This is a genomic window from Rufibacter sp. JT3400010, assembly GCF_054956755.1.
Genome location: NZ_JBUDXA010000003.1, coordinates 226088 through 250557, shown reverse-complemented (window position 1 = coordinate 250557; position 24470 = coordinate 226088). Strand labels below are relative to the sequence as shown.

The following is a 24470-nucleotide window of genomic DNA, read 5'->3' as shown; positions in this document are numbered from 1 at the left end:
GAAAGCAGTTCCAAAACGCCCTTCCGCTTTTAGTCATGCGGTGTAAATTCCTTTTCACGTGTCATTGCTGGTGATAATACCATAGCGGTCAGGCTAAGAATAGACAAGGCCCATTTCATCGGCACAAGTACTTCGTTACAGGGTAACGAGGCTACATTGCTGGTCTGTAGCGCCGTTACCCTGAAACGGCGTACGCATTCCTTCTCCTTCCGTGCCATTGTTAGTGTTATCACCAACAATCCTTTACCGGCTCCTTTTCCCAAACTGCCTTCAAAGTGAACCGAGTAGAAGTTGTTGGTGATAACACCAACAACGGCGACAAGTCAGCATAGAGCAAGTAGTTCCTTCAGAAGGAATCAGCCCATATTGCAGGAAAGGCGAAGTAGTCCCAATAGAATAACTACTGAAGTGAGCATCTCCCCTTTGCAAGCCCGTCAATACGCCTTAGTTGGACTTTTCTGAGGCAGGAGTTAACCCTGTGCAGGCGAAACCGTAAAAAGACCATACGGATATACTCCGTTGGCCATCAGTACAAGATCTAAACTATGAAAAATTACCTGTTCCCTGTGCTCTTCGCGGCCTCTGTGTCCTTGGTCTCTGGTTGTAGCGGCTCTTCAGATGCTACGTCTGTAGATGCGGCGGGCAAACACAACGAGGAACTGCTGGAAAGCACCGGGAAAGATGAGAAAGGCGGCTGGTTTGTGGCCGAAGTAGCCAGCGGCGGCATGTTTGAGGTGGAACTTGGCCGCTTAGCCAGCAGCAAAGCTATTGACCCCCGGGTAAGGCAACTGGGCGAGTTGATGATGAACCATCATACCCAGACCAACACTCAACTGAAACAGATCGCTGACCTGAAGAACCTGATGCTGCCCACCAGCCTGAGCGACGACCATCAGAAAACCTATAATGCCGTCATGAGCAATTCGGGCGCAGCCTTTGACAAAGCGTACTTAGAGGCCCTGGAAGAAGACCACAAAGAAACCATTGAGAAATTTGAGGAAATGGCTGAAGAAGGAACGGACCTGGAGTTAAAGGCTTTCGCGAGTAAAAACTTGCCTACCCTGCGCGCGCATCTTTCTCAGGTGGAAGAATTGAAAGATCAGATTCAACCGCAATAGAGTTCGGAAAGAAAGGATAAGGTGAACGGCGCAGTGGAAAGAACAAAGCCCTTCGGTTTGGGTTAGGTCAGAAGAGGATGTTAAAGAGAAGACAACTATGAGAAAGATATTTTTGGGGATGGCTGCTTGTGCCTTAATGCTGAGCGCCGCCTGTGGCAGAGTAGATATCAATACCTCTAATTCGGTGCCCACCACAGATGAATACGCCGCTACGGTCACTTCTACCAATACCGCCACCGGCGTGGTGGGCGTAGGAGGCACCTCCGCCGATGCGTATGTGGCCCCCGGTACTGCCAGTAACGTGGCCGGAACCGGAACCATGCGCTACGGCACCCGCAACATCACCGAGGCTACTTTCCTAACAGAAGCCATGAGCAGCGGCATGATGGAAGTGCAGTTAGGCCGGTTAGCCCTGGCCCGGTCGGCTAATTCAGAGGTGAAAGAGTTTGCCCAGATGATGGTTGACCACCACACCAAAGCGAACCAGGAGTTGGTGACCATCGCCACGGGGATGAACATGGATGCACCTTCTTCGCTGCTGCCCATGCACCGAGACCTGGTGGAACAATTGTCTAAATTAACCGGTAAAGAATTTGACGCGTTATACATTGATAAAATTGAAGATGTGCACGAAAGCGATATTGCCTTGTTTGAGGTGGTGAGCAACAGCGCTCCTACGGTTACGGTGAAGGCTTTCGCCATCAGAACGCTGCCGGTGCTGCGTATTCACGAACATCAGGCAGATGAACTGGAAAAGAAAGTGAAGTAGTAAACCACCACAAGCAACAGAATGAGCCTGCCACCGCAGGCTTTTTTCTTTAAACCAATTGACGTTCTGCGGGTTCAATACCTACAGTTGAATGCTAACCTTTGACACACTATGAAAAAAGCCATCTTTTATTTAGCCATTCCAGTCTTGTTGGCGGGTTCTGCCTGCTCCAGTACCGATACTACGAACCCCAATGATACGGCCGCGTCTACTGCTGAAACCACCCTTACTACCGCAGATGCGGCAGCGGTGAACCCAACAGGCGCAGGTGGAAGGGAAACCCTTAATGAGGAGATTGCCAACATGTCTGATCCCATGTTCCTGATTGATGCCGCCAGCAGCGGGATGATGGAGGTACAGTTAGGCCAAATGGCCGCCCAGAAAGCTACTAACGCTCAGGTGAAACAGTTCGGGCAGATGATGGTAGACCACCACACCAAAGCAAACAACGAGTTAAAGATGGTCGCCTCGCAGTTAAACGTAACGCTGCCTACGGCCCTCACCCAGGCCCACCAAGCCATCGTAGACAAGGTAATGGCGGCAACCGGCTCCAGTTTTGATGAAACCTACATGGATGCCATGGAAACCGCCCATAAGATGGACATTGCTAAGTTTCAGATGAAAAGCACCAATGCCCAGAATGAGGCCGTGAAAGCTTTTGCGACCAAGACGTTGCCGGTGCTTCAGTCGCACTCAGAAATGGCCACCCGCTTTGAAGATCAGGTAGATTAGCACGTTTGTGACTGCTAAGAAAGAACTAGCGCATACTTGGTTGATCTGCTGTTTAGGTACAGGCTTTAGCAAAATACCCCATCCGTAGAAAATTATGAGAAACCTCCCGTCTTCAGTACTTGTCTTGCTTCTGGCTTTTAGTATTTCCTGCAGCAGTGACCAAAAGGGCACTCAGCCTACCACCGATACGGATACCGCCGCCAATGCGGAAGATAACACCAGCCCAACCGCTGCTACCAGCAGCGCAGGAGGTGGAGGCATGGGCGGTGCGGTCTCCTCCCACGCGTTGGCGGCAGATTCACTAAATGCTGATTCTGATTCTACTGATCAGAGATAGGAAACGTGGGGGAGAGTTGTAAAGGGTTGAGGCGGCGAAATCAAAATACAGTATTTCTTCGGAGGTAAATGCGTTAACTGCCTCATTTTAAGCGCGTATAAAAGGCAGAACAAATAAAACGAAACAAGCAAAAATTATGAGAAAAATGATGTCAATGCTGGTGGCCGGAGCAATGCTTGCAGGCACCGCATGTACCAGCACGAGTACGAGCACCGGCACTACAGGGTCAGGTTCAGGATCAATGTCAGGTTCCGCGAGCGGAACAGCAACCAGCAGTGGTAGTATGGGAGGCGGTACAATGGGTACTACCACTGGTACTACTACCGGCGGAGGCACCTCTGGTGGTTCAACCGGTACTTCCATGGGAACTACTACTAGCGGCGGAACTACTACAGGCACTACCACCGGAGGCGGTAGTACCGGCACAGCGGGTACAGGAGCAACCGGCGGAACCATGAGTGCTGGCGCTGGTACAACCATGGATATGACCAACATGACAGATGCCATGTTCATGATGACGGCCGCCAGTAGCAACATGTTTGAAATTCAGGCCGGTAAACTGGCCACCCAGAATGCCACCAACGCAGATGTGAAGAAGTTTGCCCAAATGATGATAGACCATCACACCAAAGCAAGCCAGGAGCAAATGACGTTGGCTTCCCAAATGAAAATTACCCTACCTAAAACCTTGATGCCTATACACCAAACCATGCTGGACAGGCTAAAAACCAAAACCGGCAAAGGGTTTGACGAAGACTACATGGATGCCATGGAAACCGCCCACAAAATGGACATTGCCATGTTCCAGTTAAAGAGTGCCAACGCCGAAACCCCTCCGGTGAAAGCACTGGCCACCAAGACCCTCCCTATGCTGAAATCGCATCAGGAAATGGCCACTAAATTAGAAGATCAGGTAGACTAAGCTTGGTTTTCCATTAGCATCCATGTCTGTGTTTTCGGGGTGTTTCAGCAGAAACGCCCCGAAAACACAGACATTCTTTTTGTAACGAAGCATAAGGTATAACCGCCTAATTGCCTTTTCCTTTCCGGGCAAAAGACCAGCTTAACCGGAGGTTCTTCTTGAAATGACCTTGGTTTGGTAACAAGTCTAACTCAAGCCAGAGGCCTGCGTATAAAAACATTCTAAAACCAGTTCTACACGCGATCATCTTTAAAACTATGAAAAGAATAATGCCCTTCTTTGCAGCCGCCGCCCTGCTAACCGGCGCGGCCTGTAGTACCTATACTTCCTCTACGGACCCAGATGATTATGGCACCGGGTATGGCCTCTCCAATGAGAGAGTAGGCACCGGCCATAATGCCAGCATGGGTGTAGCCGAGGCGAACAACAACGCTACCCTGGATAATCCCGCCACCGGCACCAGTTCAGACAGCATGAACGCCAGCCAGAACCAGGATCATCTCTTTGCCATGACTGCCGCCAGCAGCGGTATGCTGGAAGTGGCGGCCGGCAAACTGGCCGCTACCAAAGGACAGAATGCGGGCGTAAAGCAATTTGGCCAGCGCATGGTCACCGACCACACCAAGGCCAACACTGAACTCATGGCCATTGCCAAAGCCAAAGGCATTACCTTGCCTACTACGCTTATGCCCGAGCACCAGCAGCACCTGGACATGCTTTCCAAACTGTCTGAACTGGAGTTTGACAAAGCCTACATGCAGCACATGGTAGAAGCGCACCAAATGGACATTAAGCTGTTTGAACAGGAAGCCCAAGGCGGGCAAGATGCCGAGATCAAAGCCTTCGCCGCTAAAAACCTGCCTATCCTGCAGGCGCACCGCCAAGCTGCCCAGCCCATTTATGAACAAGTGGGTAGAAGCCGTCAGCAAGCGGTCAGCAAATAAGCTATTCTCTATTTTAGATCATAAACTGCCTGTACCTACCTTCTGGTGCAGGCAGTTTTCTTTTCAGGGCGTTTTCAGAAAAGTAGCCCGAAAGGAACCGATGGGCTGAGGTGCTGCTCTTAAACCCAGGTGTTTTTTGAAAGCCTGAATTGAGTACCTTTGGGGCAAACTTTACAAAAACAATGAAACATATCATGCCATTCTTCGCGGCTTGCGCGCTGTTTGCCGGTGCTGCCTGTTCTACGTACACTTCCACCACAGACCCCAATGATAAGGGTTCCGGTACGTCGCTTGACGCGGAAGTAGTAACAACTGCTCCTTCAACTGCTGACGCCCACGCCACTACTGCAGAAGCTACTCCTGAAACGAAAGCAGATACTACTGCCGCCAAAGCTGCTGCTACTGCTCACACAGCAGAAGCAGCTCACTAATATCAAAGGCCAACCGTCTTTTCTAAGGCTTCATCTTTACCAAGAACTAAGCTATCTGGCCGTTTCTAAGCTCGTTTTGAAGAAATACGCACAAAGCGCGAGATGCTAGCGAGTGCTATTTAATGATGGTCCATAAAACAGAAAAGCCTTGCTCTTGAGCAAGGCTTTTCTGTTTTTGTATTTTCGGCTTGTTTTCAGGGAAAAAGGCCGAAAAGGCTATTCGGTTTTCTTCTTCCGGCCCGGTGTCTTTTTCTCCTTTACAGGGGTGGTGGCGGAGGCATCCTCGGCAACGGTTTCCTTTTTCTTGCGGCCGCGGGTTTTCTTCTCTTTCACTTCTTCCACCGGAACTTCATCTTCAGCTTCGGGTTCTTCTTCCACAAACACCGGCGCGTCTACGTAGTGGCTGGTGCTCAGTTCCTCCTTCAGGAAACGGGCGGTGTAGCCTAAGTTCAGCTCGGCTACATGCTCTGGCGTGCCTTGGGCCACAATCATACCGCCCTTCGCGCCGCCTTCCGCCCCGATGTCAATCACATGGTCGGCTACTTTGATCAGGTCCATGTTGTGCTCTATGATGAGTACCGAGTTGCCTTTGTCTACCAGCTTATTCAGCACGTCTGACAAGTGCTGAATGTCCTGGAAGTGCAGACCGGTGGTTGGTTCATCCAAGATGTAGAGCGTACGGCCGGTGTCTTTCTTGGAAAGCTCCGTGGCCAGTTTCACGCGCTGGGCCTCGCCACCAGATAAGGTTGTCGCTTGCTGGCCTAAGGTGATATAGCCGAGGCCTACCTGGTTCAAAGTCTGGATTTTGCGCAGAATACGCGGTTGAAACTCAAAGAACTCCACGGCGGTTTCCACGGTCATGTCCAATACATCAGTAATAGACTTTCCTTTGAAGCGAACTTCCAGCGTCTCACGGTTGTAGCGTTTGCCTTTGCAGGTCTCGCACGGCACGTACACGTCTGGCATGAAGTTCATCTCGATAGTCCGCATACCGGCTCCTTCGCAGGTCTCGCACCGACCGCCTTTCACGTTGAACGAGAACCGTCCGGCCGCATACCCTCTAATTTTCGCCTCAGGCATAGACGCAAACAGACTGCGAATCTCGGTGAACACGCCCGTGTAGGTAGCCGGGTTGGAACGTGGTGTCCGCCCGATAGGGCTTTGATCCACTTCAATCACTTTGTCAATGTGCTCCAGGCCTTCAATGGCTTTGAACGGCAGCGGCTCGCGCTTGGCGTTGAAGAAGTGCTTGTTCAGGATGGGGTACAGCGTGTCATGAATCAGCGACGATTTTCCGCTCCCTGATACTCCGGTCACGCAAATCAGCTTACCCAACGGCAACTCTAGCGTCACGTCTTTCAGATTGTGGCCGGTAGCTCCGCGCAAGATCAGGCTCTTGCCGTTGCCTTCGCGCTTCTGCCGCCGCACCGGAATACCTCTTCGGTAGCTCAGGTAATCAGAAGTGGTCGTGCCGCTTTCCATCATTTCCTTTGGCGTACCGGCCGTCACGACTTGTCCGCCATGCACCCCCGCACCCGGACCAATGTCTACCACGTAGTCGGCGGCCAGAATCATGTCTTTGTCGTGCTCCACTACTACCACGGAGTTACCTAAGTCCCGAAGGTCTTGCAAAGCCTTTATCAGCTTCTCGTTGTCCCGCTGATGCAGCCCAATGCTGGGTTCATCCATGATGTACAACACGCCCACCAACTGGGTCCCTATCTGCGTAGCCAAGCGTATCCGCTGACTCTCACCCCCAGATAACGTTCTTACCGAGCGGTGCAGGTGCAGGTATTCCAATCCTACGTCTACCAGAAAGCCAATCCGCTTCCGGATTTCTTTCAGCAGTTCGCGGGCAATCAGGTTCTGGCGTTCATTCAGGCGTTCTTCCAGGTTGGCTACCCAACCGGCCAGTTCCTGTATGTCCATCTCAGACAGTTCGCCAATATGTTTGTTGTCCAGCTTAAAGTGGAGCGATTCTCTTTTCAGGCGATAGCCGTTGCACTCAGGGCAGGTGCTTTGCTGCGTGTATTCCTGCACCCAGTTGCGCACGTTCTCAGAGTCAGACTCCAACTGTTTCTTCAGGAAGTTGAGCACGCCCTCAAACACGAACGGCTCTTTCTTGCCTTTCGGGTCTTCTTCTTCAAAACCGTGCAGTAAATGGTTCCAAGCCTCCTCAGGGATATCCTGAATAGGAACCGTAAGCGCCGTTTTGTGTCGTTTCAGTAAAGCGGTAATCTGAGAGAAGATCCAGATGTCGCGGTACTCGCCCAAGGGCGCAATACCGCCGCGGCTGATGCTCACGCTTTTGTCTGGTACAATGGACTCCTCAGTCAGTTCCTCAATTTCGCCCAAACCATTACACACCGGGCAAGCGCCGTACGGCGAGTTGAAGGAGAAGGTATTTGGCGCCGGGTCATCATAAGCGATACCCGTGGCCGGGTCCATTAGGTGCCGGGAATAGAACTGCGTCTCGTTCGTATCCGCGTCCATGGCCAAAGCCGTGCCTTTGCCGTGCTGCAACGCATTCTGAATAGAAGTAGACAAACGGTAACGGTCTTCGGCAGAAGGCACCAGCTTGTCAATCACAATCTCTATATCGTGGATTTTGTAGCGGTCTACCTGCATCTTGGGCGTCAGTTCCACCAACTCACCGTCAATGCGGGCGCGCAAGAAACCCATCTTCCGGATCTGCTCAAACAGCTCGCGGTAATGGCCTTTCCGGCCTTTCACCACCGGGGCCAGGATGATGGTGCGCTTGCCGCTGAAATGCTCCAAAATGTGCTGCACAATCTGGTCATCAGACTGCTTCATCATCTTCTCGCCAGTCACGTAGCTGAAGGCCTCGGCGGTACGGGCGTAAAGCAGACGCAGAAAGTCGTAGATCTCAGTAATGGTACCCACGGTAGAGCGCGGGTTGCGCGAAGTGGTTTTCTGCTCAATGGAGATCACCGGCGAAAGCCCCTCAATCTTGTCCACGTTCGGGCGCTCCAGTCCGCCCAAGAACGAGCGGGCGTAAGCCGAGAACGTCTCCATGTAGCGGCGCTGCCCTTCGGCGTAGATGGTGTCAAACGCGAGCGAGGATTTCCCGCTGCCGCTGATGCCCGTAAACACCACCAACTGGTTGCGCGGTATTTTTAAGCTAATGTTCTTGAGGTTGTGTTCCCGCGCACCGTACACTTCAATGAAGGGCACATCTGCGGTGGATGAAGTATTTTTGGCTACCGGCGTAGCAACAGGATCTTTTGGCGTCATCCGATTTGGTTCGGTTTAAAGAGCAAAGGTAGGCATTCCCACGCTACAAAAGGAGCGGGCAATCCATCTCTTCTTAACCGAATTTGGAAGGGAATAGTTTATTGGTGGGGCGGTGTTTTTGTGAAGGTGTTTTGGGGTGGTTTTTGGGAAAGAGGGCAGGAAACGGGAGTTAGTTTGTGTTTCAGATGATAGTTAAGGATGTTCAGATAAAACTGGAATGCGAGAATATTTTGGGAGAGATAGGATAGGTGAAAGAATAATATCTTCATTCATTTTGTGAGAGGTTAGCTTCATCCTTGCTCTTGCGGTAATATCAAGGAAGAAACTGAGAGTGCTGTCAAGTGCTGGAGTAAATTCTCTTCTACTGAATAAGTATATCTTTTCAGAGGAGGCAACTTTTGTCCTGATGATATAATAGTACTCATTAAGTCTAAGATCAAAAGGTTCTTCTACATTGCTATCAGTGTACCTTGCTGCAAGACCACTTCCAATTAAGGTTGTATCTTGTTGAAGAAGTTTTTGGAGGGCAGGATGTGTTTCTAAATCTGTAAAGGTGGAATCTAAGGTATATCTATTGAAAGGGAAGAATGTAGCCGTATCAAGCGCTTTCCTATAAGCCGAAATTTTATTGTGCTTTAGATCTAAGTGGATGTATCGAGCGATGCCATATCCCTTATTCTGTTTAGTGGCAGAATCGGCACGCCCAATCATCATAAAGGTGATGTTTTGAACCTTGTTAAGTTTTGCTCTTTCCTGCGCCTTATATTCACAACTATAAAAGCATAAACTCAAGATGCCAAGTAGGAGACAGAAAAAGTAAGTAGGGTTTGTAAGTCGCATCTTTAACGATTGAGGTGCATTTTCTTCTTAGATGCGTTTAGAAGTCGTTTTACATAAAATACCCTGAAAGCAAGGATACGCTGTTAGCACAGACGCTCGTAGTGTGCGCAGCTCCTGCGAGCGTCTGTGCCAGTGCCGTTTCAAACCTGTCTTTCCCAAAATCAAATCAAAGCCTATGCTGGCACGAGCTTGCAGACCTTGCTTTTCTATTTACAGTTGGTACTAATCTAATCAGGAATGCGTGCGGACACGAGCCAGAGGCTTGCGCCAGCGAAAGAATCTTGGAAATCTTTTGTATCCTGAAAGTCCTGCTTCAGACAATTACCCCGCTCAAATGCTCTAGCCGTTCCCCATCTAAAGTTGTATAACCCTTCATCAAATCCGCCATCAAACAAGAATGAACCGGGAGCACCCCCACCAAACCACCCAACTGAAAATGTTGCATTAACTCCGGCGTGGTGCGCACAATACCATGTTCCTGCGAAAGTGAAACCAAAGCTGTGTCTAGCAAAGGTGCTCCCCATCCATTCTCCGTGAGCGGCACCACTAACCCGAAGATGAGGCTTCCATCCGGCTGCGGTAGGGCATCTTTGGAGAAGTGTACGGAGCCGCCATAGAGAATGACCTCGTTTCGGTCTGGGTGCAGGGCCACTATGGGGCAGGCCACGGCTACGGCAATATCCTCAAGGCGGCAGGAACTGATGAGGTTCTGCATGAGGTCATAGAAGACGAAGTTACCGGGCCGGATCTCGTCCATGCCGCTGAAATCTTCCATGACGCTGCAACTGGGCGTATCGCCAATGGAGAGTTTCAACTCTGGCCATGTACCGGAATACCGTTCTCTTAAGGCCCGCATTTTGGCCAACGTTTGTCCGTGGATAGCGGCAATGGTTTCATGATTCAGGGCTTTGTAGGTGTGTCCGGCGTGGGCTAAGAAACCTAAAAACGTGTGCTGTGGGGATTGGGCCAGTTCTTGTAAAACGGTGTCTAAAGCAGCAGTATCTTCGGTCTTGATGCCCGTGCGGCCGTAGCCGGTGTCTGCTTTTATCCACACGTTTACAGGCGTTGCTAAGTGTTCCCGCATGAAGGTCACGTCATCGGCGGAGGTGACGGTCAGGTTCAGGGTAATCTGCTGGGCCAGTTCTGCTATTTGCGGTAATTGGCGGCGATTGAGTGGGAACGCAATGGTAATGTCCTGCCAGCCGTGTTGGGCAAAATACTGCGCCATTTTTACTGAGGAAACGGTAATGGCTGTAATGCCTTCTTCTCTAAACCATTCACCCACTTGCCTGCTTTGGTGCGTTTTAAAGTGCGGGCGCAATCTTACGTTTTGCTGTTTCGCTTTCTCCACCATCCGGCGGATGTTAGTGCGGGCAACCTGTTCATTCAGCAGGAGGGTAGGTTCTGAGATTTGGTCAAGGAAAGACATAACGGACGGTGAAAGATTCAACTCAAAGATAGGCAAGTCTGCTTAGCCTTTAAAAGCGGGTAGCAAGGTCAAACAGCTTATCATTTCAGACCTATTTTGTAGAAAATAGCTTGAAAGCGGAAGTTTGAAGCAAATTCTTACGCAGGCCTGACAGGTCTTGCCGGGCGTAGGCCTTCGGGCTTGGAGGCCACGGCAGGTTTGTCTTGCTTCATGCGCTTGGGACCATACCAGAGCCAGAAACCAGTAATGGTGAAAATGAGCAGGGCCACGCCCATCACGGTGCTGTAGATGACTTTCAAGACGCCGCTTTCTACGCCAAACCATCGGTCCAGAATGGTGCCGTCGTGGAGGTTCTCAATGAAATCAGCGCGGCGGGTTTCCAAGTGTAGGAGTTGGCCGGTGGTGGCATCTAACTGCACGCCCAGGTACTTTTCCATGAACAGGAATTTCACGGTGCCTTTGTCGGGGCGCATGTCTATGCGGTCTAGGGTGAGCGAAACGTCTACGCCTAAAGAATCCTGCACAGCCCGGAACGCGTTGGCGGTAAGACTATCCACAGGTAACCAGTCTTTGAGGTTGGTGGAGGTGCCGGTGTGGGTTTTGGCCAGAATTATGCCACCCGTGTGTTTTTTCCAACCCAGCAGAAGCCCGGTGATGGAGAGCACAAAGAAAAAGACGAACAACAAGGCACCCGTAAGCCGGTGCACTTTTCGGAAATCGCGCAGCACGCGGGCCTGTTTCTGTCTTTTGGTGGAATTGGTCACGGCGGTGGGGGAATAGCGTTTCTTATAGTTAACTCAGGGAAAGCAAAGTTAGTGTATTGTGGGAGGCACCAAAGCAAAAGAGCCCAGATAGGTATCTGGGCTCTTTTGTGAAAACGGGGCAAAATGCGGTTATTTTACTTCCACCAAGTTGGCTCTCAATTCCTGAGGAACATCGTCAATGGAAACAATCTTGAGCCCTTCGCCTTGGAGAGGAGCGAAGGCGGTGCTTTGGCTCAGCATAGCTTGTACGTCTTTCTGGTTAAACTTGTACATAGCACCCGTAGCCGGATCAACAATCAACCAGCCGATGAGGCCGCCAAACACGATGTTGCCGATGTACCAACCGTTTAAATCAGCTTCTAAGGTCATGGTTTTGTCGCTGTAGCCGGCTTTGCTGAATTTAATGGAATAAATGGCTTTTTTAAAATACCCGTTGCCCGATTTGAGTACAACCGAGGTGGGCGTTTGGCCAGCCGCCACTTCTTTTCCGTTGCGGTCCACAATGGTAAAGCTGGCGCCCTCTGGAGCACTTGAAAGGCTGATGGGATATTTGGTCTTGGAAACAATGGAAGCGCAACCAGAAGCCAACAAGGTGGTGGCGCACAAGAACATAGTAAAGGTTTTTTTCATGATAAATAAAGGGTTAGGGTATAGTAGCGGATAATAAATAACAGTAACGGTGCTATTTGTAATTTAGGAAGACAAATATAATTATATCTGGCTCATGTAAAAGCAGGTAGACGGTCTTTCTCTATAAAAAAAATACCAGTAAAATGAGAAAAGTGTGGCTTTCATATAAAAACCAAAGAGCCCAGATACATGTATCTGGGCTCTTTTATGAAAAACAGGCCAATAACGGCCGAATAACATCTTCTCCTTAGAAGTTGGGAGACAATAAGTATTTACTGTAGAATTCATCAATGACGGTAACGGCATCGGTGGCGTTGTCTACCAGGTGTACCAGGTCCAGATCCTCGGGACTGATGTTGCTTTCCTGCTCCAGCATTACGTCTTTGATCCAGTCAAACATGCCTTGCCAGTATTTCTTGCCTACCAAGACAATCGGGAATTTGCCAATTTTCTTGGTCTGGATGAGTGTGATGGCCTCAAACAATTCATCTAATGTCCCGAAACCGCCCGGCATACCAATGAAGCCCTGAGCGTATTTCACGAACATCACCTTGCGCACAAAGAAGTAGTCAAAGTTGATGAGCTTGTCTGGGTCAATGTAGATGTTGTTGAACTGCTCAAACGGCAACTGGATGTTGAGACCCACCGAGCGGCCGCCTTCTGAGTGCGCGCCTTTGTTACCCGCCTCCATAATGCCGGGGCCACCGCCCGTGATCACGCCGTACCCATGGCGCACCAGTTTGGCGGCAATTTCTTCGGCCATCTGGTAGTACGGGTTCTCTGGTTTGGTTCTGGCAGAGCCGAAGATGGAGACGCACGGTCCAATTTTGGCCATCTTCTCAAAACCTTCAACAAACTCAGACATCACCTTGAAGATCTGCCAGGAGTCGGCTATCTTGATCTCATTCCAGTTTTTATCAGTAAAAGCCTCTCTAATGCGCTTGTCATCTTCACTGGTGAAGTTGGCGTCTTGTTTGGCAATTTTCTTGGCTTCCTGTAAAGAATCAACCTTGTTGTCATTGGCGTCTGGCTGGATAATGGTGGTACCACTACCCACGTTGGCCGTTTCATCGCGCAGCTTGGTTTTGCTGGATTTTCTCAACTTCGTCATATAGCTTTCATGTATATAGCCTGTTTTACGGAAAAGCGGCCGTAAACAGGCAGTCGTATGTAAATAAATCAGTACTGGTGCAGGGTAAATTGGTGGTCTTGGGCCTTTTATTTAGACCTGATGGCAACTACGGGGTCCAGATGGGAAGCAATGACCGCCGGAATAATGCCTGAAAGTACGCCAATCACGACCGATACGCCTAATCCCAGCAGAATGTTGCCGGGCGTAAGGATAATCTCCAACGAGCCCATGGGGATAAAGGTTATCAAAGACACCAGCAGAATGCCTATTCCGCCGCCAATGAGGCTGAGGAACACTGACTCAAACAGGAACTGGAACAGAATGAAGAAGTTTTTCGCGCCCAAAGATTTCTGGATTCCTATGATGTTGGTGCGCTCTTTCACAGACACGAACATGATGTTGGCAATCCCGAATCCGCCCACCAGAATAGAGAAACCGCCAATCACCCAACCGGCAATGCCAATGATGGAGAACATCTCGCCAATGGCATCGGCCATCATTTCTGAGCGGTTTATGGCAAAGTTATCTTCCTGGTAAGGCTTGAGGCCCCGGATGGTGCGCATTTTGCCTTTCACTTCGTATTCCAGGTTCTGGAGACCTTCGTCCTCTACCTTGCCTTTGATCATGAGCGTTGGCTGTATGCCCCTTGGGCCACTGGCAAACATCTTTCCGAAGGCTCCGAACGGCACATAGGCGTTTTTGTCATTGGTGGGCATTCCCTCAAAGAGACCGGCGCCCTGTTTTTCCATAACGCCAATGACTGTAAACTTCTGGCCGCCAATTCTGACGTCTCCGCCCAAGGCACTGCTCTGCGGGTACAGGCTTTGCGCCACCTCGTTGCCAATAATAATCACGTTGCGGGAACCGTCCATTTCCTGCTGGGTGAAATAACGGCCTTCGGCAATAGGCACCTCGGCCACTTTATTGAAGTCAGCAGTCACGCCTTGCAGCATAATGTCGCCAATGCTGTTGTTGCGGTGCTTGAAGGTGTTCCCACCCCGCCGGGCTACCAGCGCCACGCCTTCGGCGTTCTCCAGGGTCTCCTGCATGTACCTGTATTCACGCGTGTTAGGGGAAGGACGCTGCATGAACTTCCACCAGGGAATGTCAGAACCGTCGCTAAAAATCCAAGGGAATTTCTCTACGTACACCGTGCGCTCACCCACAAAACTCATGCTTTCCCTAATGCTGCGCTCCAGAGAGTCTACAATGGTAAACACCGAAATAATGGCGAAAATACCAATGGTTACGCCCAGCAACGAAAGAATGGTGCGCAGCAGATTAGACCGCAGGGCCTGCCAGGCAAACTGAAAGCTCTCATAAACCAGACGGATGTATAGCATGTTGGAAAGATACAGGTTTTAAAGGAGAGAAAGAGAACATGCTCTTCCTTAACTCGTTAGTTGTATAACACAGGTATTAGTAGCGAAACAGGTTATTTTCTTACAGGGCTATATCTGCCGCTGTATCAAATTAAGGGGCTAGACATACTTAAATTTTGCCTAAAAATAAAATAAAAGTGCCTACCTTTGCGCTCTATTTTACAATATTTTAATACCGTAATATTAAAAAATGAAGTTATCAGAGTTTAAATTTGACCTGCCCAACGATTTGATGGCGACGCATCCGGCCCAAAACCGCGATGAAGCCCGCATGATGGTGATTCACCGCGACAGTGGCAAGATAGAACATAAAATCTTCAAAGACATCATTGGTTATTTTGATGACGGCGATGTCATGGTGACCAACAACACCAAAGTGTTTCCGGCCCGCTTGTACGGAAACAAAGAGAAAACCGGCGCTAAGATTGAAGTGTTCCTGTTGCGCGAACTAGACAAGCGTATTCACCTTTGGGATGTGTTGGTAGACCCGGCCCGTAAAATCAGGGTGGGTAACAAACTTTACTTCGGGGATAGTGATCTGGTAGCTGAGGTAATTGACAATACCACTTCGCGCGGCCGTACCATCAAGTTCTTGTATGACGGTCCAGACGAGGAGTTTTACAAAGTGGTGCACAGCTTGGGCGAAACGCCGCTTCCTAAATACATCAAACGCGAGCCAGAACCTGAAGATGAAGAGCGTTACCAAACGGTTTACGCCGAGATCACGGGTGCGGTAGCCGCCCCAACAGCTGGTCTGCACTTTACCCGTGAGGTACTGAAGCGCCTGGAACTGAAAGGCGTAGACGTGGCTCCCGTAACCTTGCACGTAGGTTTAGGCACTTTCCGTCAGGTAGACGTAGAAGATTTGACCAAGCACAAAATGGATTCTGAGCAGTTCTTCGTGACTGAGGAAACAGCCAAAATCGTGAACAAAGCTCTGGATGCCAAAAAACGCGTTTGCTCGGTAGGAACTACCACCATGCGCGCCTTGGAATCTTCTGTTTCGGCGAACAGCCGTCTGAAACCCAATGAAGGCTGGACCGATAAATTCGTGTTCCCTCCGTATGATTTCAAAATCGCGAATAGCTTGATCACCAACTTCCACATGCCTGAGTCTACGCTGTTGATGATGGCGGCTGCTTTTGGCGGGTATGAACTGGTGATGGAAGCGTACCAAACGGCCATTAAAGAGAAGTATAAGTTCTTCAGCTACGGAGACGTGATGCTGATTCTCTAAGTAAATACACTTTCATGGAAAGCCCCACCAGTGCAGGTTGCTGGTGGGGCTTTCTGTTTTTAGAGCTTGTTTCTAGAAAATAACCTTATTACCGATGTTGGTTGGTTTCTGTTTGGAACTGGCTTCTGAGGAGTGATTGGTGCATGCAGTTTGTTTGTTGCTGGCGTGGCGGCGGGTTGATGCGGTGCCCTTATGCTTTGTTGTTTCATCGTTTCCCTCCGTGCGCTCACGGCCGCGAGGCCTCGTCTTCCCCTCGCGCACTGCCCTTTCGGCCTGCATTGTCCTTTGCGCTTAGTAGGTGTCTGTCTATGGCCAAAAGCGAGGCGCGCTCGGGGAAGACTGGAAAGGGAAAGTCGCAGAAGACGTTATCAGGTATCGTAGAGACCAGGCACTGCCTTGTCTCTTGTATGCATTGCTATCTCTTGTGGAGAAATACCTCTCTAAAGCAGAGACTCCCCCTTTGAAGGTAGGGCCGTTAAGTTCTAAAAATTGATATGGTTCAAGTTTTCAACTTGGACCTAAAATGAGCTGAAGTTTGCAAATCAGTGAGGCGTTAGCCTCAAACTCTGCAAGAAAGGCAATGGACTTTACCCCAGTTTAAGCCTCCAATGTAGAACTTAACGGCCCTACCCTTCAAAGGGGGCGAAGGAAGATGTTTACAACTGCCAGTTCACGCATTGCTTCTATGTTGCAAGTCACTGGTGAGGCTTTTTGTTTTGGGCCCTTTTTCAGGGAAGCAGCTGCAAAATATTAACTCAGTTCCAGTAGAACTAGAAAGAATCTTATTTATGCCCTATTGCTAGGAGGTTAAAAGAATTGGCTTATCTTTAATCTGCTATTTGAAACAGGCACTTGGGCACTATTCAGGCTTCCTCTAGGGGCAAGGATTTACCTTTTACCGAAGGATTTGTGAGAGCACCCAGATTCAGTTTCAAAGATGAATGCGACAGGCAAGGAGGTATTGGTCTGTAGTACCAGCTTTTTAGAAATGTCTAATGGAAGATAAAACGGAAAAGGGGAGTGCGGCGTTGAACCAGGAGGTGACTGGAAGTTACCCACTTGCCGTGCCCCAGGAAGGGACCACCACACAAGTCAGGGCGCGGCTGGAAGAAAGCACCACTACCCACCAGGAGCAACTACAGGCGCTTCAGCAAGAGTTACAGCAAGCCCGCCAAGAGTTGGAGGAAGTACGGGAAAGAGCCAGAAACGCCGCTTCTATGAAAATGAATACCAGCCTGTTGCAGGAGGTGCGGGAATTCAAGCGCGTCATGGAGTTGGAGCGGCTGAGCAAGCAAGTGCTGGAGCGGAACACCTGGCCGGGTAGCACGCTGGAATCAACGGTGGCTTTTTGCCTGAAAGGCATAGAAAAGCTCTACAAAGGCATGTTCTGTTCCTGTCTGCGGTTAGAAGGAGAGAAGCTCTATATGATAGCGGCTCCTAGCCTGCCGGAAAGTTTCAGCGAACGTAGCAACGGCATCTCTATTGGGAGAGGGGCTAGTTCTTACGACGCCGAAGCATTTCTAAAGGAGAAGGTAATTGCCTCAGATGTTAAAACAGATTACCACTGGAAAGACCATTACCAATCTATTCTTTATTATGGGTTGGAATCCTGTTGGTCTTTTCCACTAATAGGTTCAAACCAGAAAGTATTGGGTACCTTGGCCGTTTACCACCAAGAAGTAAAAACCCCTACTAAAGAACAGGAAGAAACACTGGAAGGTATCCGCAACCTGCTTCAGCTTATTCTGGAAAGCAAGCTCTCAGAGAAAGAGCTGCGCCTGAGCAATGAGCGCTTTCACTATGCCACCATGGCCACCAATGATGCCATTTGGGACTTTGACATTCTTGCCTATAAAATAAATTGGGGAGTTGGGTTTGAAAAACTGTTCGGCTTCAAGATAAAGGAATTTGGGCCCGAGTTTGATGTCTGGGCGGCGCACGTACACCCCGAAGATTTGAAGCGGGTGGAGGGTTCTTTGAATGAATTCATCATAAAGGCAGACCAGGAACTCTGGCGCGAAGAATACCGCTTCCGGAAAGCCAACGGGGAGTACGCCTATGTGGTAGACCAGGGCACTCTGCTGAAAGATGACAACGGTATACCCATTAGAGTAGTGGGCGCCATCCAGGACGTAACCAGTCGCAAAGTGGCAGAGGAAAGGCTTCGCAAGCTTTCTGTGGTAGCCCGCGAAACCATCAATGGGGTGATCATCATGAATCCAGATTTCACCATCCAGTGGATGAATGCGGCTTTCACCAGAATGTTGGGGTACACCCTGAAAGAGATGGCCGGTATAACCCCCTTCGCCTTACTGGGCCCAGAAACCGATCCTTCCACCCTAAAGCTCATTGAAAAGTCGTTCCATGAGTCCCGTAATCTGGAATGTGAGGTAGTCCTTTACTCAAAAGCCAAAGAAAAACTGTGGTTTAAAATACAACTACAACCCCTGCATGATAACGCCGGGCAAGTAGAAAGCCTGTTTGCACTTTTAACCAATATTACGCAGCAGAAAGCAGAAGAGCAGCAGTTGCGCTTGCTGGAGTCTGTGATTACCAATTCCAAAGACGGCATCATCATTAGCGAAGTCTCTCCTGGAAAGCCGCTGGAGCTGAAATCCATTTTCTTCAACAAGGCGTTTTTCAAGATGACCGGTTATACCCAGGAAGAAGTGCTGGGCAAAGATCCTTCTTTTCTAAACGGACCAGAAACCAACCTCACTACCGTACAGGAGGTGTTAGAGCGCATGAAGAAGGGGTTAGCTTCTGAGGTAGAACTGGAAAGCTACCGCAAAGACGGAAGTTCTTTCTGGACTCAGTTGCAGCTGATTCCCATGTGCGGCCGCCAACAGGTACTCACCCACTGGATTTCTATCCTGCGCGATATTACCAACCGTAAGCACTACGAGTTGGAACGCGAAGTACTTATCTCTGAACTAACCCAGAACAACGCAGATTTAAAGCAGTTCACGTTCATTACCTCACACAATCTGCGTGCGCCGTTGGCCAACCTTACCGGTATTGCCAACCTCATAGACTCGCAGACTATTCCAGAGGGCAGAAACAAAATCCTCATCCAAAAATTCAAGGAATCAACGGCGCAGTTGAACACCATCATCAATGATCTGCTGGAAGTACTGGTCATCAAAAACAATCCGCATACCAACAAGGAAGAAGTAGACCTGGCCCAAGCCTTTGAGAAAGTGGTGTTGTCTGTAGACGGCCTGCTGGCCGATGAAGATATCCAACTCACCACAGATTTCTCCCAAGTGCCCCAGGTGTATTACAATGTCGGTTATCTGCACAGCATCCTGCTCAACCTGCTCACCAACGCCGTAAAATACCGTTCCCCAGACCGGGCCTTGTGCATAGAAGTAAAAGCCGAAAAAGTAGACGGCCGCGAGGTGCTGTACTTTTCAGACAATGGGCTGGGGATAGATTTGAAAAGATTCGGGGAGCGCATCTTCGGGTTGTACCAACGTTTCCACCACCACAAAGACAGCAAAGGCATGGGGCTCTACATTGCCCACTCCCAGGCCAAAGCCATGGGCGGCAACCTGAGCGTAACCAGCGAGGTAGACAAAGGCACCACTTTTATCCTGGAATTCTAAAACCAGCCCTAAATCAAAACCTATTGCCCGCTTCACAAGCAGAGAGTCTGAATCAATAACAGACTAAAAGACCTGATCTTGGTAGTTTACAGCCTGTTTTCTGAAAATCGCTGGTAAACGGGATTGGTGCTGGTGCCTTGGTCTGTGTATCTTGCAGGCACATGCAATCCATTGGTTTGAAAAAGTACGCGATCATTGTGGCCGGTGGCTCCGGCAGCAGAATGCAGGCTTCCATGCCCAAGCAATTTCTGCCTATTGCCGGGGAGCCGGTACTCCTGCACACCCTCAGACGATTCCACACCTTTGATGCCGAGATGCGACTGGTAGTGGTACTACCCGAGGCCGAAATCTCCACTTGGCAAAGCCTGTGTAGCACGCATCAGGTCACCATTCCGCACCAGGTAGTTTCCGGGGGCAGCAGCCGGTTCCAGTCCGTGAAGAACGGGTTAGCGGCGCTAGACCAGGAAGAAGATGGCGTAGTAGCGGTGCATGACGGCGTTCGGCCTTTTATTGACAATGCTATCTTAACCACCGCGTACACCACCGCCGCTGAAAAAGGGACCGCCGTGGTAGCCGTAACCTTGAAAGAATCTATTAGGCGCGTACGGGGCAGCTATTCCAAAGCCGTAGACCGAACCGCCTACCGGCTGGTGCAAACCCCCCAGTGTTTCCGATTGCCTTTGCTCCGCCGCGCCTACGCCCAGCCAGAAATTCCCCTCTTCACCGATGACGCCTCTGTGGTGGAGCGCTTTGGGCACAAAATAGAGCTGGTGGAAGGAAGCTATCGTAACATAAAACTCACCACCCCAGAAGACTTGGTGCTGGCTGAGGCTTTTCTGGCCGCAGAACGCCCCTCTTCCGGTAATTCTCCTTCTTAAAACCGGTTGGTTCCTTCTTATAAACTCAAGAGCGCATGCAGGAGCCTAAATTGGTCTTTTTAGAAGAGAAGAAATTAGTGGGCCTGCGTATGACTACCTGTTTGGCTGAAGATAGTGCCAGCCTACTATGGCGTTCTTTCATGCCTCGGCGCAAGGAAATTGAGCATACGGTAGGGCAGGAGTTGTATTCGGTGCAATTTTTCCCGGCTGGTTTGGGGAGTCAGACCTTTATGCCTACTACTCCTTTTGAGAAATGGGCTGCGGTAGAGGTGAAGGAGGTAACGTCTGTTCCGGAAGGTTTGGAAGTATGTATCATTCCCGCCGGACGTTATGCGGTGTTTGTACACAAAGGACTCTCCCGTGAATTTCATGAAACGGCCCACCTCATTTTTGACGTTTGGTTGCCCGCCTCAGGCTTCGCATTAGCCCACCGGCCACATTTTGAGGTGATGGGCAGTAAATACCTGGGCCATACCAATCCTGCTTCTGAAGAAGACATTTGGGTACCTATTCAATAATCTTCCTTTTAAAACGCGCTGGGTTAGTAAGTAAGCGGATTGCCGTTTTTGGCTTTTTTCAGGAACACAGGCCAAAAACGCTTGTCTTCCAGTTAACTGTACACGCCAGGTTTACTTTATCTGCTGGCTACAAGGTACTGGGTTTCCAGAAAGCGCTGCTGGGCCAGCACGGTTTCTGGCGAGAGTTTCTGCAGGGTGGGCTGGGGTTGGGAGATGTTCAGGAGGTAGCCTTCCAGCGGAAGCAGGTTCAGCAAATCATGGGTAATACAGAGCACAGTCTTCTGTTCTTCGCGCACCCAGTCTGCCATTAAATCAAAAACTCTTTTCTTGTGGTAGACATCTAACTGCTGGGTGGGTTCATCCAGTAAGGCAATAGGAGCGTCTTGCAGCATCAGCTGCGCCAGCCAGACCAACTGCTGTTCGCCTCCAGATAAGTCTGTGAAGGTGCGCTCGCTGAGGTGTGCAATATGCAGCCGCTCCAGCATGGCCTCCGCACGGGTATAGTCTGCGGCGGTATAATGCTCCAGCAAACGCTTCTGCCGGAACAAACCCATGACTACTAGTTCACGCACCTTAATGGGAAAGGTCACGTTGTTTTTCTGCGGAAGGTAGGAGAGGGAGCGGGCAAGGGCGCCGGCGCGCGTGACCAATGGCTTATCCTGCACCAGAATTTGTCCCTGGTAAGGAACCTGGCCGGTAAGAGTTTTCAGGAGGGTAGATTTGCCGCTGCCGTTATGCCCAATAATAGCCACGAAGGATGGCGCGGGTACTAAAAAAGAAAGGTTGCGGAGAAGTACGCGCTCGTCGTATCCCGCAACCAGATCTTTTATTTCTAAAATGCTCAAGGTAAGTAAGAATCAGGAATTAAGAATTGAAATGGCAGATAAGCAATTCCTAGTTCTTACTTCCCAAGTATGCTAGTATTCGTCTTCGTTGAACATGAAGTCTTCTTTGGTAGGATAATCCGGCCAAACCTCTTCAATGCTCTCATATGGTTGACCATCGTCTTCCAAAGCCTGTAGGTTTTCTACCACTTCCATGGGAGCACCAGAGCGGATAGAATAATCAATTAATTCATCTTTGGTAGCTGGCCAAGGCGCATCTTCCAAATAAGAGGCAAGTTCAAGTGTCCAATACATAGTAAATTCGCTTTTAAAGTATAGCTATACAAACAAGTTGCAGAGGTGAACGAGGCGCAAAAATAAGATTTTGATTGAGAAATCAAATTTATCTTATAATTACAGTTCTCTTGCAATGCTAAAACACAACGCGCAAACTAGTAAAATGTTTAGTTGCGAGTTTGATTTTTTACTCGTGGCGGGCACGGCTGGTGCCGTCACCGGTGTTGAAAAGGTAGTTAAGGCCCAGTTGCACACCGGCTACCATGTTCTGGCGCAGCACGTAATAGTCTGAGTCGCGGGATAAATCTTCAATGTGCTCTTCATTGCGGATGTTCACAAAATTATAGCTGTACCTAAGATTCGCGGTTAGAATCAAGTTGGTGCCGAGGCTGTATTCCACACCGGTTCCCAGTAAAACGCCCAGATCATATTGGTTAAACTCGCCTACGTTGGCGTTGCTGCGGTCACTGTCTTGGGTGCTGGCCAGCAGGTAATTCCCTTGCGGTACAGAAAACGTCCTTTCTTTGATCTGGTACGTAGCCGTGCGGGAGAAACTGTTACGCTCCGTGCCTTTCTGTAAAATGCCTAATTGCGGCCCCACCTGAAAGTTGAAACGCACTTTGCCCGCAGTGGTGTATTTGAAGAGCAGCGGAATGTTGTAGTAGACCAGATCAATTTCCTTTTCGCCAGATTTATCACCGTTTATGTCTATCAAGTCAAACTTTTGGCCCTGGTGCGAACGGTAGATTTCTGCCTGTACGTTGTGGTTCTCGTTGAATTTGTAACCGACTACAAACCCGTAAGGCGCCCATTTGGTGGTGGAGCGGTGCTTGTAGTTCACATCTTCGTACTGCTCGTCATTGATGACCCAGGTGTTCTGTAATTGGGTAGTAACGCCTACATAAGGCCCCTTAATGTTCTGGGACTGCGCCAGAAAGGGCAGAGAAAGGAAAAAGAATAGAAAGTATTTTCTCATAGCGTAAGCCGTTAGAATTTAGGACAATTTCTAACGGCTTACGAATGGTTTAGGCAATTTTGTTGCTCTGCACGCCAGACTTTTTGCGCAGGAGCTCTATCAGTTCGTTTTTGGTTCTAATCTTCCGGTTGAAGTTCTTGATCTTGCCTTCCAGCATGGCCCTGAACGTTTCATTCCCCGGATTTGGATTTAACCGGCCCAGGTTGGTTTCCAGCACTTCCAGCTCCTGCTTGTCATACTTGATGAAATCCCGCAGGGCATTGATGCGGGCGTGCAGTTGGTCATTCTCAGAATTCTTGCCTTCGGGCAACGGACGCTTGCGCATGAAATGCTCCAGGCTGCTCAGTTCAAATATCTTGTCGCAAGCCACCAAGAAGCTTTCCCAGACCACGTCAGACTCTTCCTGTTTTACCGGGCCCACCTTTTTCCAGGCGGCCTGTAGTTCTTTGGCTTTAGGAACGGCCTGTTGCACGGGTTCGTCTAACAAAGCTTCGGCCTGGGCCACAAGTGAACGCTTTTTCTCCAGGTTGTCTTCCAGGTACTTGTCTTTGGATTCGTTTTTCTGGCTGTTGATGTGCTTTTTAAGGCGCTCAAAGAAATGGTTGTTGGCCGCCCTGAAACTGTTCCAAAGGTCATTGGACATTTTGCGGGGCAGGGTGCCGCCAATCTCTTTCCACTGGTTTTGCAGGTCTTTCAGCTTTTTGCTGGTTTCTTCCCACTCCTCAGAGTTCTTGACCGCTTCAGACTGCGCAATCAGCGCCTTGTACTTGTCTACCGTGCGGGAAAGCATGTCTTTCTTGTCCTGGAAGAAGTCTTTCTTGCGGGTGAAGAAAACCTCCACGGCCGTTTTGAAGCGCTCTTCCAGTTCCTCGGCCAAGGATTTGTCTACCGGACCGGTTTTGATCCAGTTCTGGCGCAACTCCTTCAGCTTGTCAGTGGTTTCCTGCCAGTCAATGCTGGTTTGCAGGGCCTCGGCCTGTTGAATGAGCGTAATCTTGGTGGCCAGGTTCTTATCGCGGTTGCGGGCAATGGCTTCTTTGATTTCCTCCTCAGCGGCAGACAAACGATGGTGCAAAGATTCAAAGTCGCCAATGGCGTCATACTTCTCAATCTGCTCCTTCAGGTGCAACACCTTCATCAAGAAAGAACCTTTGTTCTCAGAGGTTTCAATCTTCTCCAAAAGGCTGTCTACCTTCTGTTTGAAGTTCTCAAATCGGTTTGCGAAGTATTGTAATGATTCTTCGGGGACCTCCTTCACGTCGCCTACCTGGCGCGCCGGAAAATTCATAAACGGCTTCAACCACACCTGGTTACCTTCAATGTAGCCGTACTTATGGGCCTCCTCAGACAAATCTTTGGTTTCCATCAACTGGATAATTAACTGAAAAAATTAAAGTCTATTTTGGTACAAGTTTATGAATAAACGCCAATTTTCATAACTCGGCCG

22 protein-coding genes are annotated in these 24470 nt (G+C 49.7%); 11 read left to right on the top strand and 11 right to left on the bottom strand.

Annotated features, from left to right (window positions below):
• The first annotated feature begins 545 nt into the window (after nt 1-545).
• The 7 genes from ACY0JR_RS04505 to ACY0JR_RS04475 all read left to right on the top strand — a co-directional run bounded on the left by ACY0JR_RS04505 (nt 546) and on the right by ACY0JR_RS04475 (nt 5253).
• The gene (locus ACY0JR_RS04505) at nt 546-1118 is read left to right on the top strand and encodes a DUF4142 domain-containing protein (protein WP_462632709.1); all 573 of its coding nucleotides are present in this window, start codon (nt 546-548) and stop codon (nt 1116-1118) included.
• A gap of 97 nt (nt 1119-1215) precedes the next feature.
• Nucleotides 1216-1887, top strand: a complete 672-nt coding sequence (locus tag ACY0JR_RS04500) for a DUF4142 domain-containing protein (protein WP_462632708.1) — start codon at nt 1216-1218, stop codon at nt 1885-1887.
• A gap of 111 nt (nt 1888-1998) precedes the next feature.
• Nucleotides 1999-2619, top strand: a complete 621-nt coding sequence (locus tag ACY0JR_RS04495; protein ID WP_462632707.1) for a DUF4142 domain-containing protein — start codon at nt 1999-2001, stop codon at nt 2617-2619.
• A 94-nt stretch (nt 2620-2713) separates the two neighbouring features.
• On the top strand, nt 2714-2956 hold the full coding sequence (locus tag ACY0JR_RS04490) for a hypothetical protein (protein WP_462632706.1): 243 nt from the start codon (nt 2714-2716) through the stop codon (nt 2954-2956).
• Nucleotides 2957-3239: 283 nt separating this feature from the next.
• Nucleotides 3240-3878: a DUF4142 domain-containing protein gene (locus ACY0JR_RS04485; RefSeq protein ID WP_462632705.1), complete on the top strand. Its 639-nt coding sequence runs from the start codon at nt 3240-3242 to the stop codon at nt 3876-3878.
• Nucleotides 3879-4135: 257 nt separating this feature from the next.
• Nucleotides 4136-4822 (top strand): DUF4142 domain-containing protein, encoded by a 687-nt coding sequence (locus ACY0JR_RS04480; RefSeq protein WP_462632704.1) that lies wholly within the window; start codon nt 4136-4138, stop codon nt 4820-4822.
• 182 nt (nt 4823-5004) lie between these two features.
• Nucleotides 5005-5253, top strand: a complete 249-nt coding sequence (locus ACY0JR_RS04475; protein WP_462632702.1) for a hypothetical protein — start codon at nt 5005-5007, stop codon at nt 5251-5253.
• Nucleotides 5254-5469: 216 nt separating this feature from the next.
• Here ACY0JR_RS04475 and uvrA read toward each other — a convergent pair whose 3' ends face one another.
• The 7 genes from uvrA to ACY0JR_RS04440 all read right to left on the bottom strand — a co-directional run bounded on the left by uvrA (nt 5470) and on the right by ACY0JR_RS04440 (nt 14646).
• Nucleotides 5470-8508 (bottom strand): excinuclease ABC subunit UvrA, encoded by a 3039-nt coding sequence (gene uvrA / locus ACY0JR_RS04470; RefSeq protein ID WP_462632701.1) that lies wholly within the window; start codon nt 8506-8508, stop codon nt 5470-5472.
• Between the two features lie 192 nt (nt 8509-8700).
• Entirely contained in the window at nt 8701-9348 is a 648-nt protein-coding gene (locus ACY0JR_RS04465) for a hypothetical protein (RefSeq protein WP_462632699.1), read from the bottom strand.
• A 313-nt stretch (nt 9349-9661) separates the two neighbouring features.
• Nucleotides 9662-10777, bottom strand: a complete 1116-nt coding sequence (locus ACY0JR_RS04460; RefSeq protein WP_462632698.1) for an alanine racemase — start codon at nt 10775-10777, stop codon at nt 9662-9664.
• 137 nt (nt 10778-10914) lie between these two features.
• Nucleotides 10915-11541 carry a PepSY-associated TM helix domain-containing protein gene (locus tag ACY0JR_RS04455; RefSeq protein ID WP_462632697.1) on the bottom strand — a complete coding sequence of 209 codons (627 nt, stop codon included), beginning with the start codon at nt 11539-11541 and terminating at the stop codon, nt 10915-10917.
• A 129-nt stretch (nt 11542-11670) separates the two neighbouring features.
• Nucleotides 11671-12171 carry a hypothetical protein gene (locus tag ACY0JR_RS04450; protein WP_462632695.1) on the bottom strand — a complete coding sequence of 167 codons (501 nt, stop codon included), beginning with the start codon at nt 12169-12171 and terminating at the stop codon, nt 11671-11673.
• A 247-nt stretch (nt 12172-12418) separates the two neighbouring features.
• Entirely contained in the window at nt 12419-13282 is an 864-nt protein-coding gene (locus ACY0JR_RS04445) for an LOG family protein (protein WP_462632694.1), read from the bottom strand.
• A gap of 107 nt (nt 13283-13389) precedes the next feature.
• Complete coding sequence (locus ACY0JR_RS04440) at nt 13390-14646, bottom strand: ABC transporter permease (RefSeq protein WP_462632692.1); 1257 nt, start codon at nt 14644-14646, stop codon at nt 13390-13392.
• Nucleotides 14647-14875: 229 nt separating this feature from the next.
• On the opposite strand from ACY0JR_RS04440, the gene queA reads away from it, so the two are divergent.
• From queA to ACY0JR_RS04420, 4 genes are all read left to right on the top strand, one after another.
• Complete coding sequence (gene queA / locus ACY0JR_RS04435) at nt 14876-15922, top strand: tRNA preQ1(34) S-adenosylmethionine ribosyltransferase-isomerase QueA (RefSeq protein WP_462632691.1); 1047 nt, start codon at nt 14876-14878, stop codon at nt 15920-15922.
• A 995-nt stretch (nt 15923-16917) separates the two neighbouring features.
• Entirely contained in the window at nt 16918-19530 is a 2613-nt protein-coding gene (locus tag ACY0JR_RS04430; protein WP_462632690.1) for a PAS domain S-box protein, read from the top strand.
• A 161-nt stretch (nt 19531-19691) separates the two neighbouring features.
• Complete coding sequence (locus ACY0JR_RS04425; protein ID WP_462632688.1) at nt 19692-20408, top strand: 2-C-methyl-D-erythritol 4-phosphate cytidylyltransferase; 717 nt, start codon at nt 19692-19694, stop codon at nt 20406-20408.
• A 35-nt stretch (nt 20409-20443) separates the two neighbouring features.
• The gene (locus tag ACY0JR_RS04420; protein ID WP_462632687.1) at nt 20444-20926 is read left to right on the top strand and encodes a GyrI-like domain-containing protein; all 483 of its coding nucleotides are present in this window, start codon (nt 20444-20446) and stop codon (nt 20924-20926) included.
• A 116-nt stretch (nt 20927-21042) separates the two neighbouring features.
• Here ACY0JR_RS04420 and ACY0JR_RS04415 read toward each other — a convergent pair whose 3' ends face one another.
• From ACY0JR_RS04415 to ACY0JR_RS04400, 4 genes are all read right to left on the bottom strand, one after another.
• The gene (locus tag ACY0JR_RS04415; RefSeq protein WP_462632686.1) at nt 21043-21771 is read right to left on the bottom strand and encodes an ABC transporter ATP-binding protein; all 729 of its coding nucleotides are present in this window, start codon (nt 21769-21771) and stop codon (nt 21043-21045) included.
• Between the two features lie 72 nt (nt 21772-21843).
• Nucleotides 21844-22065 carry a DUF2795 domain-containing protein gene (locus ACY0JR_RS04410; RefSeq protein WP_022821757.1) on the bottom strand — a complete coding sequence of 74 codons (222 nt, stop codon included), beginning with the start codon at nt 22063-22065 and terminating at the stop codon, nt 21844-21846.
• Nucleotides 22066-22234: 169 nt separating this feature from the next.
• A complete protein-coding gene (locus tag ACY0JR_RS04405; protein ID WP_462632685.1) occupies nt 22235-23023 on the bottom strand; it encodes an outer membrane beta-barrel protein in 789 nt (262 codons plus the stop codon).
• Nucleotides 23024-23072: 49 nt separating this feature from the next.
• Nucleotides 23073-24389, bottom strand: coding sequence for a DUF349 domain-containing protein (locus tag ACY0JR_RS04400; RefSeq protein WP_462632684.1), 1317 nt, complete (start codon nt 24387-24389; stop codon nt 23073-23075).
• Nucleotides 24390-24470 lie beyond the last annotated feature (81 nt).

Bases quoted from the DNA above. Each gene is read 5' to 3' on its own strand.
- ACY0JR_RS04505 (WP_462632709.1), top strand. From the start codon at position 546: ATGAAAAATTACCTGTTCCCTGTGCTCTTCGCGGCCTCTGTGTCCTTG.
- ACY0JR_RS04500 (WP_462632708.1), top strand. From the start codon at position 1,216: ATGAGAAAGATATTTTTGGGGATGGCTGCTTGTGCCTTAATGCTGAGC.
- ACY0JR_RS04495 (WP_462632707.1), top strand. From the start codon at position 1,999: ATGAAAAAAGCCATCTTTTATTTAGCCATTCCAGTCTTGTTGGCGGGT.
- ACY0JR_RS04490 (WP_462632706.1), top strand. From the start codon at position 2,714: ATGAGAAACCTCCCGTCTTCAGTACTTGTCTTGCTTCTGGCTTTTAGT.
- ACY0JR_RS04485 (WP_462632705.1), top strand. From the start codon at position 3,240: ATGGGAGGCGGTACAATGGGTACTACCACTGGTACTACTACCGGCGGA.
- ACY0JR_RS04480 (WP_462632704.1), top strand. From the start codon at position 4,136: ATGAAAAGAATAATGCCCTTCTTTGCAGCCGCCGCCCTGCTAACCGGC.
- ACY0JR_RS04475 (WP_462632702.1), top strand. From the start codon at position 5,005: ATGAAACATATCATGCCATTCTTCGCGGCTTGCGCGCTGTTTGCCGGT.
- uvrA (WP_462632701.1), bottom strand. From the start codon at position 8,508: ATGACGCCAAAAGATCCTGTTGCTACGCCGGTAGCCAAAAATACTTCA.
- ACY0JR_RS04465 (WP_462632699.1), bottom strand. From the start codon at position 9,348: ATGCGACTTACAAACCCTACTTACTTTTTCTGTCTCCTACTTGGCATC.
- ACY0JR_RS04460 (WP_462632698.1), bottom strand. From the start codon at position 10,777: ATGTCTTTCCTTGACCAAATCTCAGAACCTACCCTCCTGCTGAATGAA.
- ACY0JR_RS04450 (WP_462632695.1), bottom strand. From the start codon at position 12,171: ATGAAAAAAACCTTTACTATGTTCTTGTGCGCCACCACCTTGTTGGCT.
- ACY0JR_RS04445 (WP_462632694.1), bottom strand. From the start codon at position 13,282: ATGACGAAGTTGAGAAAATCCAGCAAAACCAAGCTGCGCGATGAAACG.
- ACY0JR_RS04440 (WP_462632692.1), bottom strand. From the start codon at position 14,646: ATGCTATACATCCGTCTGGTTTATGAGAGCTTTCAGTTTGCCTGGCAG.
- queA (WP_462632691.1), top strand. From the start codon at position 14,876: ATGAAGTTATCAGAGTTTAAATTTGACCTGCCCAACGATTTGATGGCG.
- ACY0JR_RS04430 (WP_462632690.1), top strand. From the start codon at position 16,918: ATGGAAGATAAAACGGAAAAGGGGAGTGCGGCGTTGAACCAGGAGGTG.
- ACY0JR_RS04425 (WP_462632688.1), top strand. From the start codon at position 19,692: ATGCAATCCATTGGTTTGAAAAAGTACGCGATCATTGTGGCCGGTGGC.
- ACY0JR_RS04420 (WP_462632687.1), top strand. From the start codon at position 20,444: ATGCAGGAGCCTAAATTGGTCTTTTTAGAAGAGAAGAAATTAGTGGGC.
- ACY0JR_RS04410 (WP_022821757.1), bottom strand. From the start codon at position 22,065: ATGTATTGGACACTTGAACTTGCCTCTTATTTGGAAGATGCGCCTTGG.
- ACY0JR_RS04405 (WP_462632685.1), bottom strand. From the start codon at position 23,023: ATGAGAAAATACTTTCTATTCTTTTTCCTTTCTCTGCCCTTTCTGGCG.
- ACY0JR_RS04400 (WP_462632684.1), bottom strand. From the start codon at position 24,389: ATGGAAACCAAAGATTTGTCTGAGGAGGCCCATAAGTACGGCTACATT.